The sequence below is a fragment of the Brevibacillus sp. BD137 genome, assembly GCF_041644655.1.
In the GTDB taxonomy this organism is placed as follows: domain Bacteria; phylum Bacillota; class Bacilli; order Brevibacillales; family Brevibacillaceae; genus Brevibacillus; species Brevibacillus brevis_D.
Genome location: NZ_JAOTNO010000013.1, coordinates 103551 through 120256 on the forward strand (window position 1 = coordinate 103551; position 16706 = coordinate 120256).

Sequence of the window (16706 nt, forward strand, 5' to 3'; positions counted from 1 at the left end):
AAGCCAACTCCTTTTCATAAGTCATCTGGTAAGATATTGAAAATCAATCTGTATAGTAGTATAAATGTCAAATAGAGAAGATGTATAGCGAAATTTGTAATTTTTAGTATAATGTTGCTTGGTATCATTTTCGAAAATACGTTTTCGAGAGATGGGAGAACCGCAAACGATGGGAAATAACAAGAAGTATTCCTGGTTGACCGGACTGCTGATTGTATTTGTTGGGATCGGCTTGCTGCTCGCTTGGAACATGGATAGAAGCGGGAAGCAGGACGAACCGTTTCAAGGGATCAACAGCATCGCGGCCAATAGTCAAAAGGATGTCGTCCTCATAACGGATGGACACCAAAAGCTGACTAGCCTTTACCCCGATCGGACGCTACGGTACCAGCAAGTCCTGGAGCAGAATCCAGAAGAGGGCTTGGAAAATTTCACAGAGGTAGCCATCGACGAAGAAGGATATGCGTACGTGCTGATCACAAAGCTTGATAGCTTTGGCTTGCGGACCGTATCCGAGAGAATCGTGCGAATGACGCCAGAGGGAGAAATCGTACAAGTCGTGTATGAAGATTCCTATGGAGCGAACAGCCCGTACAAGCGAATTGGCAAGGTACGCTCCCTGCAAGTTGCGAAAGATCGTCTTTATTTTTATGTTTATCAACATCCTGAAGTGATTGCCTATCAATTTGTACCCTCTGATTCACCCCCCACACAACTCTATCAAATCCAATTGCCTAATGAAGTATACGTGAATGAAATCACAGGAGTAGACCCGCGTCATACCTATGTCACTACCAAGCGTGGAGAGTTTTTTCAGGTCGATGTTCCCCAAGGAAGTGGGGAAGCTCAAGTGAAAGGTCCGCTCTACATTCACTCCGAACGCTCGGAAACGAATCGTACCGTCCCCGATCATGTCAAAGTGGGGCCAGCAGGTCGTCTTCTTTTCTACAATTCTGATCAAAATGTCATTGAACGCTTCGATCCCGCACATCCAGATGAAATCGCCTTGATGGTGCCTTCCAAAACATTCGAGCAGATCAAGTCGAGTGATAGCAGTGTCCTAACGGCGTTTGCTGTAACTCCTCAGTATGAGATCGTAGTCGCCACAGATGGTCAACTTGCCTTTCTGGATCAACAAGGAAATGTGATGACCAAGCTCACGTCCCCGTCTGTATCCGAAAAAGACCGCTTGAAGGAATGGACCTGGTGGACAGGATTGGGCGTGGCAATTCTCCTGTTTTGTGTCATTCAATTTCTGTTGTTTCGCCTCTTCCGGATTCCGTTGATTATCAAGCAAACGATTGTGATAGCTCCGCTCATTGTTGTCCCTGTATTCCTTCAACTGGAGGGAACGAAGCTGACCTTCTCGTTTATGGAGCAGGAAAATCAAACCGATCTTCGTCTCCAAGCCTATGTGATTTCAACGCTGATTGAAGGGGACAAGCTGGATGGAATCAATGGAGCGATTGATTACATGAATGCGGACTATCAAGCCGTACAGGCCAACCTGAAAAAACTGGAGGTCCCCGATGATGTGAATGTGAACAGGGGGCTGTATAAAACGATTTACAAATACACAGATGGCGAATTGTTTCTCATGATGGACGACAATGACAGCGCAGAAGTGTTTGAGAATGTGGCTATTGATGACGAATTCCGCAGTGTGGTCATGAAACGGGAGATCGTCTCGGGTAAAGCCCAGGATCGGACAGGCTACTGGATGTACGCGATGGCCCCGATATACAACTCCTCAGGTAAGCTATCCGGTGTGTTGGAGCTAGGCAGGGAAATGAACGGGGTCCGCATCCAGCACAATGAAATGTCACGTGAGCTAGGCCGTGGCGCTGCGCTAGTCTGGTCGATTTGTGCGAGTCTATTCTTCCTTTTCTCGTGGCTGACATACCGAAACATCCGCAATCTCCAAACGAACGTCTCCCATATGGGAAAAGGCGACTACAATGTGGTGGCCAGGGTTCGCTCCATGGATGAAATTCAAAAGCTGGCAGAAAGCTTCAACCAAATGGCAAAGCGCATTCGTCAGTACATTTCGAATATCACGAGGATGAGCGAGGCGAACAATCGCTTTGTGCCGCAGCAGTTTATCCATTTTCTCGGGAAGGAAAGCATACTCGACGTGGAACTGGGTGATCAGGTGGAGCGGGAAATGGCCATTATGAGGATGAGTCTGCAATCGTTTCATGCCATCTCGCATCGTCTGCGACCAGAGACGACCTTCCGTGTCATCAATGCGTTTCTCAAGCGTTTTGCTCCGATTGTAAACGAGAATCAAGGGATGATTACCGAATATCTCGATCCCGGGGTGCTTGCTGTTTATCCAAAAGAGGCAAAAGATGCGTTGGATGCGGCGGTACAGATGCGCCGTACGCTAGCAGACTATAACGAGCAACGGGCGGAAAAAGGATACGATCCGATTGAATTGCGGGTTGCGCTGCATCATGGTCCGCTGATGCTGGGGATTATTGGCGAGGCGACGCGTCTGGAGGCTGCGATTATATCGGATCATGTCCGCGTGGTGGAGAAAATGGAAAAGATGGCGGAAACACTCGGGGCCTGCATCCTGATGTCCGATTCGCTATTTGCCGAGATGGGAGAGAGTACGTCGTATCGATATCGTGATTTAGGCTGGGTGCATATCGAGGGAGAGGCTCAGTCGATGCATTTGTACGACGTATACGAGGGGGACGCAGACCAGATTCGTGCGCACAAGGATGAGACGAAGGAATTGTTTGAGCAAGCGATTGTGATGTATCAGAATGGGAGATTTCACGATGCACGATCCGCTTTTCTGTCCGTCATCAAGCAAAACCGCTGGGATCAGGCGGCGCGACAGTATTTCTACTTATGTGACGAATACGCGCAAAAAGGGGCAGAACAAGATTGGTCTGGCGAGTTGAAAATATCGTAGGAGCGGTGAAAAAGCGAAATGACGAATCTCGAACCGAATCACAACCAGTGGAACTATTACGAAGAGATGCTTCGATGGCTGGATATTCATCTGATGCGCTTGCTGGCCGTGCGAGCACAGAAGGGGGAAGATTATCCGCTGGATCAAATGAGGGGGGTGATTGTCACAGAGGAGGAAGTTGTGCAATTGCTCGAGGCAGCTCCGCCAGCAACGCAGCTATGGGAAGCGTTCGCAGAGCGGTTGGCAGCATGCGAGGAACGACTTCATGCCCTGCACATACAAGAAGCGGGTAGCATACCGATTTTGGCAGTGGCAGACGCTTTTTCACTCAACCGCTTCGAGCAGGGGTGTTTATTTCTTTGCCTGTCAGTCGAGCTGGATCGGAAGTATGAAAAGCTGTTTGGCTACCTCCTCGATGATATTACGTGCAAGTCACCTACTCCCGAATTGGCAATGCAGCTATTTTGCCGGACAGCGACCGAGAGGATAGAGGTCTGGACTACATTTACGCAAAAAAGCAAGCTGGGCCGACTGCTGCTTTTTACCGAGGGGGATATGGGTGGCAGCGGCTCTTGGCTCTCTCGACCGTTAAAGCTGGATGAAAGACTGCTGCACTTTTTGACGACAAGGGATGGAGGTGATGCCAGTCTGCCGCCTTGGCTATCCTGGAGCTTGCCAGATCAAGGGCTGGAACCGTTGGTAGGAGAGAGCGCGATTCATTTGCAGGAGCGCTTTGACACATTGTGGGAAACGGCAGGAGCAGATTCAAATCGGCTTCTCCTGCATTTGTATGGTCCGACTGGCGTTGGAAAAAGGCATCGGGTGAAGCATCTGTTTCACCGCGTCAGGCGACCGGTGCTGTTCGTCGATGCAGAGCGCTTGATCCGCGAGGAAGCTTTTTCGCGCAGATTACAGCAGGTATTGCGGGAGGTGCAGCTTCTTCGGGGTGTGCTGTGCTTGCATCAGTTCGAGGTTTTTCTGACAGAAGAAGTCCAAACAGTTGGGCGCAAGCAGCTGGTGATGGATGAACTCGAAAGCTTTTCTGGTCCCATTGCCATTGTGGCGAAAAGTCAATGGAAGCCGGAAAACGCACTGGGGAAGCGGATTTGGCTGGAAATGGAGGTGCCAAGTCCAGATGAAACGGAAAGGAGGCGATTATGGGAGACAGGCTGTGCAGGCATGAGCTTTTCTCAAGAGATTGACGTAGGCGTTTTAGCAGGGAAATTCAAGCTGAATGCCGGGCAAATCAATCAGTCGCTTCACAGAGCAAACGAGATGGCGATGCAGACGAAAGACGGGATCATTACGAAAACACATCTCCACGAAGCTTGCTTCCTGCAAATGAGACATGCGCTAGAAAAGCACGCCACACGCTTGAGACCCAAATACAGCTGGGAAGATCTGATTTTGCCTGAGGAGCAACTGACTTTGTTGCGGAACGCCTGCAATCAGGTGACCTATCGAAATGTTGTTTTGGGAGAGTGGGGTTTTGGGAGAAAGCTTTCTTATGGGAAAGGCGTCAGCATGTTGTTTGCAGGTCCTCCGGGTACGGGCAAGACGATGTCGGCGGAAGTCGTAGCAAAGGAACTGGGTCTGGAGCTTTTTAAAATTGACTTGTCGCAGGTGATCAGCAAGTACATTGGGGAGACGGAAAAAAACCTCCACCACATCTTCTCGGAAGCGAGAATCGGTAATGCCATCCTCTTCTTTGACGAAGCCGATGCCCTTTTTGGCAAGCGCTCAGAAGTGAAAGATTCGCACGACAAATACGCAAATGTGGAAACGGCCTACTTGCTGCAAAAAATGGAGGAGTACGAGGGGGTCTCCATTTTGGCGACGAATCTTCTGCAAAATTTTGACGAGGCCTTTATGCGTAGAATCAACTACGTGGTCAAGTTTCCTTTTCCCGAACCGTACTATCGCGAAGAAATATGGCGCAGCATGTTCCCGGCCGATACACCACGAGCTGCTGACATCGATTTTGAGTTTCTCGCATCCAAGCTGCATATTGCGGGAGGCGGGATCAAAAATGTGGTGCTCGCTGCCTCTTTCTTGGCTGCATCGGAGGGCATCTCCGTTTCCATGCGTCATTTGATTGAGGCTGCAAAGCAGGAATTAAAAAAGACGGGTAAACTGCTGTTGAAAGAGGATTTGGGGGAGTATGCCAACAGGTAGCGTGTCGAAGAAAGTGTGTAATTTTACAAAATTAGATAAAAATGCATGTAAAACCATTAATTTGAATGTTATGATAAGTGTATTCTGTCAAATAATGTCGAGGTGAACGGGTATTAGCCAGTACACCGCCATTGCTGAAGTAGGAGAGACACTGCTCGCTCTTTTGCGAAAAGAGATGACGCCGGAGCCGATTAGCCAACCGGAGTTGATTGGTCTAAGCTCGCCTGCTCAGCCAGGAGATTTGGCGTTAGCCTTGTTTTTATACGAAATCCGGGAAAGTCAGGAGAGGCAGCATATGATGATCAGTGAAGGTACTGATCAGTTGCGATATCCCCCAATGACGGTCAATCTATCCTACATATTGACCGCCCATTCCCCAGCAGAACAGCATACCCGCATGCTGGACGAGCACCGCATCCTCGGGCGTGCCATGCAGGTTCTCTACGACAACGCCATTTTGCGTGGCGATCAGCTTCAAGGCTCCCTTGCAAACATGGATACAGAGCTTCGCGTCGTCGTGGAGCAGCCTCCCGTTGATAAACTCATCCAACTCTTTCCACATGTTCCGTACAAGCTATCCATCGGCTACTCGGTAGGGCCGGTTCATATCGATTCCACCCGAGTTCGTTCAACGAAGCGCGTACTGGAACGGGATATTCGCATACGAGGGGAAGGTCAACGTTAATGGATCAGCATTTCCAGGTGCGCATTCGTTCCGTTTTCTCGTATGCCGTCCGTCTGGTGGACATGTATACAAGGGGAGCCCCTTTTCGCACGAGCTTGTCTGTTCGCTTGGCGAATCATCCACAAGTGCCCGTATGCAAAGGGGACGGATGGTATATCTTTACTGACTTGCCTGATGCGATATACACGCTCAATATAAGCAGCCGGGAGTATATGGATCGCTCCGTGACTTTCTCCGTGATCACCGGGAGCACATCTTACTCCGAACGAATCATTTACTTGCATCCGAGTCCAGCCTATCCATTTCGGGCAGGAGACTCCCTTATTCGAGGGAGAGCTTGCGTGGAGGATGGTTCTCCAGCTGGTGGTGCCTATGTGCAGGCTGTCATCTCATATGAGGGGGATGCCCCGGTGAAATTGGCTGAGGACGCTGCCAAAGAGGCCACGGAGCTAATCGTAGCCAGTAAAAAGGGTCAAGTCGATTTGGCTGACGCTTTTCTTCTCGAAACACCCACATGCAAAGGGACGATCATTCGTTTTGCAAGTCCCCCAAAAGGTCGGATTTATCCCTTGACCGAACCTCTTTCTTTTGCCTACCCAAGAGGCACTGTCTTACTCCCACTGCTCGAAACGAACTGCGACGACAGAGGAGAATTCGTAGTTGCCCTTCCGTTGTTTCTGGAAAAAACTCATGCGCGTATGAAAATTGAAGTGTGGCGGGAAGAAGCCGCTGGTTTTGCCGAGCTTTCCATTCAAGCCAATACGACCCAATCCATAGGTATCATCCAAATGAACAGACCCAAATAGGGTGATCCGGCAGTTGTTTGGCGTCGGTCCATGCCATCCTGCTGCCTGATTATAGAGCAAGACTCACGTATCAAAACGGCTTTTTTGTAAGTGGTAAAGCAAGTGATGAAATTAATCGGAGGGAGGGACTGATTGTAGGTTTCTGCTGCTGATACACGCGGAACTCTCCAATCAGGTTACGATGCCAGAGTACTTATCACCAGGGGTGTATGTCGAGGAATTTGATAGTGGCCCCGTTCCCATGGAGGGAGCGAGCACGAGCACGGCCGGCTTTATCGGGCTTGCCCAAAAAGGACCCGTTGCAGGATTGCCTGAGCTGATTACAGGTGTCAATGATTTCCGCAAGATGTTCGGTTCCTATTTGTCTGAAAATGCGTTTGGCGAATACCGCTATCTCGCTTATGCGGTGGATCACTTCTTTCTGAATGGAGGCTCCCGTTGTTATGTGATGCGGGTAGCGCCAGCAGATGCGAAGCCGGCTTCTAATGAAGGCAACAGCGAAGGGGCTGTCCTTCGGATTACGGCCAAAAACCCGGGTGCATGGGGAAATCAGGTCCGCGTAAATTTGATTCCGTCGAGCAAGGCGAAAACGCAGATTTACGAGCAGCTAGGAGAGGTTCCTAAATATCGCGTGAAAAACAGTGCAGGCTTTCAAGCGGGTGATGTCGTTTCTTTCTATGACGGTGAAACCAAGCAGTACAGCGAAGTGGTTTCTTCCCAAGACAATGTGATCGAGTTGTCTGCCGTGCTCACAGGAGACGTCATCGATAACAATCTGCTGCCGGTCAAAATTTTGTCCACATGCGAATTCACGGTGCAAGTCTTCTACAACGATGAGGCCGAAGAGTTCGACAAATGCTCGCTCAATGTCTCTGCTGCCAATCATGTCAGCAAGCTGCTGTCCAAAAGCAATATCGTAGAGGTCGAAGCGGGTGCTGCCCCTGCGAGCCCAGAAGTCATACCGCCTTTTACCGTCATTTCAGGGATGGCGGAAGAAACTCAATCTGAGGGTGGAAAGACGGAATTCGGTCTGTATCAAATCTCATTGGCAGGGGGTAGCGACGGTTCTGTCGCCAATCTGTCAGCAGGTGAATACATGGGGGAGGACCATGGACCGGGAAAACGTACGGGAATCCAAGCCTTCATCGATAACGACGAAGTGAGCATTATGGCTATTCCTGGCGTAACAGACCCGAATGTGCAGCTCGCGCTTGTGGCTCATTGTGAAAACCTGAAAAGCCGCTTCGCCATCCTCGATATCCCACGCGACAAGAAAAAAGTAAGCGATGTGTTGACGCATCGCAATATTTTCGATACGCAATACGCTGCCATCTACAATCCTTGGCTGCAAGTGTTCGATCCGCTGGACAAGCGCAACATCTACATTCCGCCATCAGGCTCCATGGCAGGCATTTACGCGCGCTCGGACAACACCCGCGGCGTCCACAAAGCCCCGGCAAACGAGGTCGTACGCGGCTGCACAGGACTGGATTGCCAGTACAATACGGGCGAGCAGGATATTTTGAATCCAAAGGGAGTCAACCTGATTCGCGCGTTTACAGGTCAAGGAATTCGTGTCTGGGGTGCGCGGACGATGTCATCCAACGGGCTATGGAAGTACATAAACGTGCGCCGCCTGTTCATTTTCCTCGAAGAATCGATCAAAAACGGGACAAACTGGGTGGTATTTGAGCCAAATGACGAGAGGCTGTGGGCCCGCGTCCAACGCACGATCGATTCTTTCCTGACGCGAGTTTGGCGAGATGGCGCGTTGATGGGCTCAAGCCCGCAGGAAGCCTTTTACATCCAAATCGGAAGAAGCACGATGACGCAGGATGATATCGACAATGGCAGATTGATCTGCGTGATTGGTGTAGCTCCTGTCAAACCAGCAGAGTTCGTCATCTTCCGTATTACGCAAAAAACATCTGATCAGTAATCATTCACGGGGAAAAACGATGTGAAGAAAGGGGTACAGTATGGCAGATCGCAAGGATCCATACCGCAAGTTTCGGTATCGGGTAGAGATGGACGGCATTCAGCAGGCAGGCTTCAGTGAGGTGTCAGGCTTTGATGCGTCTGTGGACGTAGTCGAGTATCGCGAAGGCAATGAGGTGATTACACCGCGCAAGCTCACAGGCTTGGCCAAGTACGGGAACATCACGCTGAAATGGGGCGTGACAGATTCGATGGATTTGTACAACTGGATGCAGGACACCATCCAGGGCAAGGTCGCACGCAAAACGGTAACGATCATTGCCATTAACGAAGCCGGAGATGATGTCGCTACATGGAAGGTCATCGAAGCATGGCCGACCAAATACACGGCGCCTGATTTTAACGGTACGTCCTCAGAGGTAGCAATTGAGCAGTTGGAAATTGCTCATGAAGGAATGACACGCACGAAATAAGAGAAGATCCGAACGCCTAAGAGTGGCAAGGAAAAGAGGTTTTTCTTTGTCACTCTTGCTGGCCTAGGGTGATGAGGAGGATGACACCATGGCATTTAAAACGGAATACGAATTTGAGCTCCCGCGCGGCTATGTGGATGAAGAAGGAAACCTGCACAAGCGGGGCGTCATGCGCTTGGCGACGGCTGCCGATGAGATTTTGCCGATGCGTGATCCACGTGTTCAGCAAAATCCCGGCTACTTGACGATTATTTTGCTGACGAGAGTGATTACCAAGCTGGGAGATGTACGGGGAATTGACACCAGAGTGGTGGAGCGGCTGTTTACGGCGGATCTCGCGTACCTACAAAACCTGTACAGACAGATCAATGAATTGGACAGCTCAATGTTCAAGACTTCTTGTCCGAAATGCGAGCATGAATTTCAGGTAGACATGGCTTTTTCAGGGGCGCTGGAGGGAGTATGAGTGGGTATCCCGTCGACAAGATCTATGAAGAAGCCGCCTTCATCGCCTACTATTTTCACTGGCCTCACGACGAGATCATGTCGATGGAACACAAGGAACGGCGGCGTTGGTGTGAAGAGATATCCGCGATCAATCGCAGGCAAAATGACGAACCCGAAAATGTTTTTGATGTGTTCAAGCGGAGGTGATTCTGGTGTTCGCCAATGAGAATCCGTATTACACCAACCTCCGATTTCGTGTGGACTTTCTCCCGTTTGGATTGGAGATGGATGGCATATGGGTCGCTGGATTTAGTGAAGTGTCCGGATTGGCCGTCGAAACAGAGCTGGAGGAGTACCAAGAGGGCGGCGTGAATCATTTCGTCCACAAGCTACCGAAACGCAGCAAGTTTCCCAATCTCGTCTTCAAACGAGGGTTTGTGAGATCAAACGAGCTGTGGCGATGGTATGAGGATTTCCACTTTGGCCCGCCAGAAAAGCGCAAGCGCAAGCAAGGGGCAATCATTCTTATGGACGCAAACGGAAATGACGTGGGGGCTTGGGCATTTGAAGGGGCTTATCCGGTCAAGTGGGTTGGACCGGAGTTTCGGGCCACGCATGGAGAAGTAGCCGTTGAGACATTGGAAATCGTGCACCACGGCTTAAAATCGTATTTTTAAGCCTTATCCCGTCTGCAAGGAGCAAAAGAAACGATGATAACGATCAAGGCGCTCCCACTTTCGCGTCGTCCATCACTGCAGCCAAGAGCGTCCAGTCAAGGCTTTGCACAGAGCATCATGCAGAAGTATCGGAACGCGGAAGGTCGCGATCCCGGCTACCTCGCTTTGATCCATCGTGATTTTTCGCCGAGTATCGGAGGGCAGGAAAACCACTTTCATCAGACCTTCATTCATGTGCGCATGCAAGTACAAGTGGACTCCTACCTCGGATTGAATCGAGAAATGTTGCCGAACGGACAGGCTGGCTTACCAGGATCAAAAGAGCACGTAGTCATGACGCAAGCATTGGGATCAGGACGAAAAGTACGACCAGCTGCTTTCATACATGAGCTTTTTCAGAAGTGGGCGTCATCCAAAATAATCGAGAAGGTTTACCTGCCGCAGATCACGGTTGTCTCAAAGGGAAGAGATAGATATCGCTGGTCCAGCAATGTTCAATCTTCGGTTCAGCGAGGAAGCCCACTTGAGAAATGGCTGCCGCTGGGGCGGTTCAAAGAGCAGATACACCCGGCCGATTTTGCTTTGCCTCTTTTGAAAGCAATGGTTTCAGACAGCAAGGAAACTGTCCGTGAAAGTTTTTGGACGCCTGAGACCTCCTATGTTTCGCCGGAATTATGGGTACACACGGCACGTAAGGGTGATCCTGGTGAACTCGGGAGCTTGCAATATGAACGTGAACGGATACGGCTTGAATCAGCAACAGGAGTAGATGCAATTTCGATTCCACGTCTCAGAGCGACGCGTTTTGATGAAGTCCGATTCGAACAATCTGGAGTTCGCTACTTTTTGCAGTTGATCCGCAAAAGGATGGAACCAGAGATTGGGACGTGGTCCTTTCCTGATTTGCTAAAAAGAGCAGAAGAACGGGCTACTGCCTTACCTTTGGATCGCTCGGTGTGGACAGTGCAAGCCGGAATAGACGGTAGAGACATCACGAGACGAATCGTTCATGAAAGTGAAAATATTCATGGGTCTGTAGCTTCTCAGCAGACTGAACTTTGGGGTCGCTGGTGGAAAAACCTGAGTCTGCACTGGCAACAAAGTCGAGAAACACGGCTGCCAATGACGATGATCGCTCATCCACGTCTACATGTTTTACAGCCGATTGTTTTCCCGAGAAGCCGTCAGCATCCGCAAGCAAAAAACGGGTGGATGCTAGAAACACTGTCTGACGTTTCTTTTATCCCATTGGAACAGAGGATACTTCAGAGCAATGGGTTTTCGAAGATGTTCACGTCCTTAATGCCAAGCATGTTTCATCCAGCGGATACTGGTCGGACAAAACAACAGGCTGTAAGGGAACGGATTAAGCAGTTGTTCCATTTGGCTAAACAGTTTCCTCAGGCAGAAAGCGAACGTGGGCTAGCAGCGCTCGGTTCTCGACAGAGGTTGAAGCAGATAGAGAGCGGGCGGAAAGAACAGTCGAGTGCCTTGATGTATTGGTTGCGCCACTTTGTCATAAGTCTAGAGCGACAAGCAACCGCGCTTGCATCTCGGGTAGAGCAGAAGCAGCCGAATCGCATTACATTCCCCCCGTTGCAACTGCTTCCTCTCGAATCCGGCGCAACAAGGAATCAGCGGACATACGAGTTACTTCAACAACTGATATCACAGGAAGCTAGGTTGAACAAGATTGTTAGGGAGCAGTCCATTCGTTTGGAATCAAGCCATGAGCAAACTCATTTTGGCAAAACGAGCGCCATCTCTGCCATGTCCCCTACTTCGTATCGGAAGCCTGACATGCTACAGCAAGATTGGCGGACGGGTTTGTCTTTACACCTTTTACACTCCATGCAGGGGCTACCGTTCCCATTGCAACCAGCCCGTATCACCGATAGCTCCCAAACAGTTCTGCTTCTCTCGCAGTCAGTTGTCAAAAAGTCGATCACTGCTTATTGGATTGAGAGCTTCCCGTCCCGCATTGATCCCGTTTTCTTTGAAAAACGAGGATGGTTGACCCAGCCGTGGATGAAGGAACATCTTGCAACTCAAAACGAAATCGAGCGTGAGCCAGCTGCTATAGCAAGTAATGCACGGTTTGTATGGGAGCGCTTCGTGCCTGTCTTCCGTGTGAATCGCTTCGCGCCTATCTTCCACACAAATCGCCAACGCTGGCAAACGTTACAGAATCGTATCGTCAGTACTGCCCACCACAAGACGAACGGGAAGTCTGTGATGGAGTGGATGCATTTTCAGCAGATGGCGGCAAAACAGCTCAGAACAAGGGAGCTCCATACTACTAGATCTCATGCGTCAAGGAACCTTCTATATGTGCCGGGGAAGCAATCTCTGTATCCTGCTGCAAGTAAGCCTGAAGGCATCTCCCAACCATTTTTCCAGCCAGCTGTTCATTTTCCGCAAAATAAACACGTTTTTCAGATGTCATACGAGATGGTACGTCAGCTACTGCCGTTACAGGGTGGAAGGGACAAGCAGACAGAAGTCGCTTTCTCTTTCTCCAAGAATCATGAAAAGTTCAGCCTGTCCGAACGAAAAGCGACGATCTTAATGGTACACGAGCATGAGCATCGTCCAATACGGCACGACGTCTTCTTGAATAATGAGCGAAGCACAAGTCGATCACTCGTGCTTACTCGTCGTCATGATCAGGAGGCACTTTTCCTCAGGTTGAACAGCTTTGGTCCTGCAATGCTTCGTGCTACAGAGTGGATTGGACCCGGTGGAGCAGATCATCAGCGATTGTACAGCATGTCTGCGAAGCTGCTTTCCATGAGAGAGGACGTCTTTGACAGGAACTCATTGCGACGGATAGCTGCTGGATGGAGTGCGGAACTAGGACTTACGATCCTCATGCAAAAAAGCGCGAAGCTAGTGGCATTACACGATTTTGCAAAGCTCGCATCAACAAGTGGGGTTGCAAAGCTAGGCACCTCAAGCACAAGTAGGAAAGCTCCGCCAAGCACTGAAAAGCAATCGAATGATCAGTCAAGGTCTCGCATGGGCGAAAGCGATCCATTACGAGAAAGCCGTCACTCTCGTGAAATCAGTCACTCTCGCTTCTTTCAGCAAACAGCCAGCTTGAGGACAAGCTTCCTTGCCCTACATGTCCGTCCCTATCTTCAGGTCATGGAGCAAATCAGAAAAGCAATCCAGACCGATTTCCGGACGAAAGCATATGTACAGAAGCATCATTCATTCTTGACTGTTTTGAATCGTCACGATGCACAAATGGTTGTTCAGAAACAATGGGGACCACTTCATAGCTTTGTGCATCAAAGCATGTCGGCGCCCGACAGTTTCATGCATGAGAGTGGAAGCAGTCGTGCAATAGAACTACAACAACGAAAAGATCGATTCAGCATCTTGGAGCCATTATCTCACCACCATCCAATCAGCTCGGCTCCATTCTCGAGAGAAACATCTGTTGATTTTGTCCTGGACAAACTGCATGCCAGACAACTTAGTCGCCGCAGACTTTTCCAACAAACCAAGCATGGTCAGACTCTGACGGTCAACCAGAAGACACAGACGATCAATCGGTTAACGAGTGATAAGACACAGACGATCGAGGTTCGAGACGCTAGGCTCATGTCGCCGCAAAGACCAGGGATATTCAAGCTACAGTCAACAGCAATGACGATGCAACTTCAGCTCCTGCAACGAATGCAACAAGCTCAAAGAAGACCCGGAGAATCCGAGCCGCGTTCCCTGTCCGAAAATGCAACCCATATTCATCGACGAGCGTTACGCAAAGAAGACAGCCACACAAGCCCTGTTGCTACCGTTCAGTCGCCACCGTCCATGGAGTATTTGCGAAAAAGCATCCCTCCTCAAGAAACCGCAGTGCAGCAGGCGACAACACTTCCACCCCAGCGACAAGTCGATCTAGACGTGCAAGAGAGGACTGGGAATCAGACCTCGTTATCCCCACAAGAGGTGGATCGATTGATGGATAAAATGATGAAGGAGCTGGACAAGCGCCTCACGCAAGAGCGGCAGCGACGAGGTCTATAGCCAAAAATTTCCGTACTCACAGACGACTATTTCTTCGATAAAGAGAGGCAAAAGCCAATGATGGGTCAGGAGAAAAAGGCCAAAATTTTAGTGGATCGCAATGGGCAAGGTGACTTCAAAGAGAGTATTTCCGTTCTCTTTAACCCTTCGGAATACAAGGTCGATGCTTCCAATAACTACTCTTGGCAAAAGATATTGGGGCAATCGGTACCAGTCGGGATGTTCACGAGCGGTGATATCGAGACATTATCGGTCGACTTGTTTTTTGATACATACGAAGCTGGGGTAGACGTGCGTGCATTCACGAATCAGGTGCTGGGACTGATGGCCGTAGAAAAGAAAATCAGTACGCCGCCCCTATGCAAATTCGTCTGGGACAGCTTTCAATTCACCGGTGTTGTTGAAAAGGTTTCGCAGCGGTTTACGATGTTTCTCGATCACGGGACACCGGTACGAGCTACGTTAGGCGTCACCTTTAAAGGCACGAGCGTGAAAAAGTCCGCGGACGATATCGGGACTGCAAGAGAAAAGGTCGCACAACAAATGGTCAACCAAGGAGACCAGCTACACTTGATGGCGTATCGCTCGTACAATGATGCGTCGAAATGGCGTAACATTGCGAACGCCAATCAGATTGACAATCCCAGACTTCTAAAACCGGCTACTACGCTGCATGTGCCACTAGTGAGGTGACGAAGGCATGAGCGAATTGAAATTGACGACAGACCGCCATTCCTTCGATGACCTGCGCCAAACATACAACAACTTTCATTCCCCAGCCTTGGAAATACTCGTTGGAGGGAAAAAGCTCATCAGCCAGGTAGGTGTCGCCATTACGAAAGCAACGATCAACTCTAGCCTGGAAGGTAAAGCAGATACGTTCTCGTTTTCGGTAACCAATGCTTTTGATACGGCAGCGTGGGAGTTCCGCTGGGTAGATGATTTTTTGGTTCCTGGCAACGAAATTGAAATTCAGCTGGGCTATGGAACCGAGCTATCCAGCCTCTTTTACGGACATATTACAGCCGTTTCGTTTTCATGCGAGGAGACGCCTACCATAACGGTAAAAGGGATGGACAAATCGTTCCTGCTTATGGTCGATAACAAGTCTACCGCTTGGAATAAAAAGAAATACAGCGATGTCGTGAAAGAGCTGGGACAAAAATACGGATTGTCGACGCATGTGGATGATACGGTTCAGACAATCGAGACCATTACCAAGACGGTGTCCGAGACTGACTTTCAGTTTATCAATCGTCTTGCGAAAATTTGTAACTACGACTTTTTTATCGTCGGGAAGAACTTGTATTTCCGTAAGCCACTGAGCAACATGACACCGGTCATTACCTTGATTTGGGGAGTTTCGTTGCGCAGCTTTTCCGTCGATGTCAACATTGCTTCTCAAGCCTCCTCCTATACGGTGCGATGGGTAGACAAGGACAAAACAACGGTGCTTCAGGAAGCGAAAGCAACGAGCGCAGATATCGGGAAGCTCGGGACGAATTCGAAGACAAGCGCTGATCTGCTGCGAGCAATCGGTGATTATTTTGATAAATACGAGTCTACGAAAAAGCTGGACTCACCTGAGGAGATAAAAGCAGTCGCCAAGGCACGCCTGAATCAACTCGCCATGAACCTTCTCGACGGCAACTGTGAGGCCATTGGTCTGCCAGAAATTCGTGCTGGCCGTTATATCACACTAGAGGGCATGGGGAAAAAGCTGAGTCAACCTTATTACATCACATCTGTTACACACACCATCGATGTGGCATCTGGCTATGTCACGACGTTTCAAGTGAAGGGAAATACGATATGAGCTTTGATCATTGGTTCTACCAGGATGAAATCACAGAAGAAGAACGGGCAAGGATTCACGGTGTCATTGTCGGCATTGTGACGAACAACGAAGACCCGGAAAAGCTATCGCGTGTAAAGCTGAAGCTGCCACTGGTGGATAACGAGCGGGAGACAGATTGGGTGCGGATTGCCACGCTTTTTGCAGGAAAAGATCGCGGCAGCCTGTTTATTCCGGAGGTAGGTGACGAGGTGCTGGTCGCTTTTCACTGGGGAGATGTACGCGAGCCATTTGTGATCGGGATGTTATGGAATAAGGAAAACAAAGGCCCGGAAATGGCGGAGAAAAACAACATCCGAAAAATCACGACCCGAGCAGGCCATGAAGTGATTTTTGGCGATGATCCCAATGACGGGAAGATCACGATTGCCACGAAAAAAGGACAACAGGTGGAGCTGTCGGACAAGGATGAGAGTATTGTGCTGACGGAGAGCAGCGGAAACAACCAAATCTCCATCAAAGGCGGCAGCGCCAATGAAGTTACGGTGAAGAGCGGCTCAAGTTCGATTACGTTGAATGCAAAAGGGCAAGTGACCATTCAGTCAGACACATCACTGACAATCAAGTCCACCCAGCTGAATCTGGAGGCACAGGGAGCCATGTCGATTAAAGCAGGAGCGTCCCTGAACATCAAATCTGACGGTATTGTTGCCATCAACGGTTCGGTGATCAAATTGAATTAATTCATG

At 49.6% G+C, this 16706-nt stretch carries 13 protein-coding genes; all 13 read left to right on the top strand.

The window, feature by feature from the left end; translation table 11 throughout:
- Positions 1 to 169: 169 nt before the first annotated feature.
- The 13 genes from ODZ53_RS23450 (at position 170) to ODZ53_RS23510 (ending at position 16700) form a co-directional block, all read left to right on the top strand.
- Positions 170 to 2926 carry an adenylate/guanylate cyclase domain-containing protein gene (locus ODZ53_RS23450; RefSeq protein ID WP_372680439.1) on the top strand — a complete coding sequence of 919 codons (2757 nt, stop codon included), beginning with the start codon at positions 170 to 172 and terminating at the stop codon, positions 2924 to 2926.
- A gap of 18 nt (positions 2927 to 2944) precedes the next feature.
- Positions 2945 to 5101 carry an AAA family ATPase gene (locus ODZ53_RS23455; protein ID WP_372680440.1) on the top strand — a complete coding sequence of 719 codons (2157 nt, stop codon included), beginning with the start codon at positions 2945 to 2947 and terminating at the stop codon, positions 5099 to 5101.
- 130 nt (positions 5102 to 5231) lie between these two features.
- Positions 5232 to 5786, top strand: a complete 555-nt coding sequence (locus ODZ53_RS23460) for a Pvc16 family protein (protein WP_372680513.1) — start codon at positions 5232 to 5234, stop codon at positions 5784 to 5786.
- Positions 5786 to 6592, top strand: coding sequence for a hypothetical protein (locus ODZ53_RS23465; protein ID WP_372680442.1), 807 nt, complete (start codon positions 5786 to 5788; stop codon positions 6590 to 6592). The genes ODZ53_RS23460 and ODZ53_RS23465 overlap by 1 nt, the downstream gene beginning before the upstream one ends.
- Before the next feature lie 181 nt (positions 6593 to 6773).
- Positions 6774 to 8531: a phage tail sheath subtilisin-like domain-containing protein gene (locus ODZ53_RS23470; protein ID WP_372680444.1), complete on the top strand. Its 1758-nt coding sequence runs from the start codon at positions 6774 to 6776 to the stop codon at positions 8529 to 8531.
- Between the two features lie 40 nt (positions 8532 to 8571).
- Complete coding sequence (locus ODZ53_RS23475) at positions 8572 to 9003, top strand: phage tail protein (protein WP_372680446.1); 432 nt, start codon at positions 8572 to 8574, stop codon at positions 9001 to 9003.
- Between the two features lie 88 nt (positions 9004 to 9091).
- Positions 9092 to 9469 (top strand): hypothetical protein, encoded by a 378-nt coding sequence (locus ODZ53_RS23480; RefSeq protein ID WP_007721338.1) that lies wholly within the window; start codon positions 9092 to 9094, stop codon positions 9467 to 9469.
- Positions 9466 to 9657, top strand: a complete 192-nt coding sequence (locus ODZ53_RS23485) for a DUF6760 family protein (RefSeq protein ID WP_015892461.1) — start codon at positions 9466 to 9468, stop codon at positions 9655 to 9657. Before ODZ53_RS23480 ends, ODZ53_RS23485 begins: the two co-directional genes overlap by 4 nt.
- Positions 9658 to 9662: 5 nt before the next feature.
- Positions 9663 to 10127, top strand: a complete 465-nt coding sequence (locus ODZ53_RS23490) for a phage tail protein (RefSeq protein WP_016742059.1) — start codon at positions 9663 to 9665, stop codon at positions 10125 to 10127.
- A 33-nt stretch (positions 10128 to 10160) separates the two neighbouring features.
- Positions 10161 to 14162, top strand: coding sequence for a hypothetical protein (locus tag ODZ53_RS23495; RefSeq protein ID WP_372680449.1), 4002 nt, complete (start codon positions 10161 to 10163; stop codon positions 14160 to 14162).
- A 57-nt stretch (positions 14163 to 14219) separates the two neighbouring features.
- The gene (locus tag ODZ53_RS23500; RefSeq protein WP_372680451.1) at positions 14220 to 14855 is read left to right on the top strand and encodes a CIS tube protein; all 636 of its coding nucleotides are present in this window, start codon (positions 14220 to 14222) and stop codon (positions 14853 to 14855) included.
- A gap of 7 nt (positions 14856 to 14862) precedes the next feature.
- Complete coding sequence (locus ODZ53_RS23505; RefSeq protein WP_372680453.1) at positions 14863 to 15978, top strand: phage late control D family protein; 1116 nt, start codon at positions 14863 to 14865, stop codon at positions 15976 to 15978.
- Positions 15975 to 16700, top strand: coding sequence for a phage baseplate assembly protein V (locus ODZ53_RS23510; protein WP_372680455.1), 726 nt, complete (start codon positions 15975 to 15977; stop codon positions 16698 to 16700). Before ODZ53_RS23505 ends, ODZ53_RS23510 begins: the two co-directional genes overlap by 4 nt.
- Positions 16701 to 16706 lie beyond the last annotated feature (6 nt).

Excerpts from the sequence above, each read along its gene's own strand:
- ODZ53_RS23465 (WP_372680442.1), top strand. The coding sequence starts at position 5,786 with ATGGATCAGCATTTCCAGGTGCGCATTCGTTCCGTTTTCTCGTATGCC.
- ODZ53_RS23480 (WP_007721338.1), top strand. The coding sequence starts at position 9,092 with ATGGCATTTAAAACGGAATACGAATTTGAGCTCCCGCGCGGCTATGTG.
- ODZ53_RS23505 (WP_372680453.1), top strand. The coding sequence starts at position 14,863 with ATGAGCGAATTGAAATTGACGACAGACCGCCATTCCTTCGATGACCTG.
- ODZ53_RS23485 (WP_015892461.1), top strand. The coding sequence starts at position 9,466 with ATGAGTGGGTATCCCGTCGACAAGATCTATGAAGAAGCCGCCTTCATC.
- ODZ53_RS23455 (WP_372680440.1), top strand. The coding sequence starts at position 2,945 with ATGACGAATCTCGAACCGAATCACAACCAGTGGAACTATTACGAAGAG.
- ODZ53_RS23495 (WP_372680449.1), top strand. The coding sequence starts at position 10,161 with ATGATAACGATCAAGGCGCTCCCACTTTCGCGTCGTCCATCACTGCAG.
- ODZ53_RS23470 (WP_372680444.1), top strand. The coding sequence starts at position 6,774 with ATGCCAGAGTACTTATCACCAGGGGTGTATGTCGAGGAATTTGATAGT.
- ODZ53_RS23510 (WP_372680455.1), top strand. The coding sequence starts at position 15,975 with ATGAGCTTTGATCATTGGTTCTACCAGGATGAAATCACAGAAGAAGAA.
- ODZ53_RS23475 (WP_372680446.1), top strand. The coding sequence starts at position 8,572 with ATGGCAGATCGCAAGGATCCATACCGCAAGTTTCGGTATCGGGTAGAG.
- ODZ53_RS23500 (WP_372680451.1), top strand. The coding sequence starts at position 14,220 with ATGATGGGTCAGGAGAAAAAGGCCAAAATTTTAGTGGATCGCAATGGG.
- ODZ53_RS23450 (WP_372680439.1), top strand. The coding sequence starts at position 170 with ATGGGAAATAACAAGAAGTATTCCTGGTTGACCGGACTGCTGATTGTA.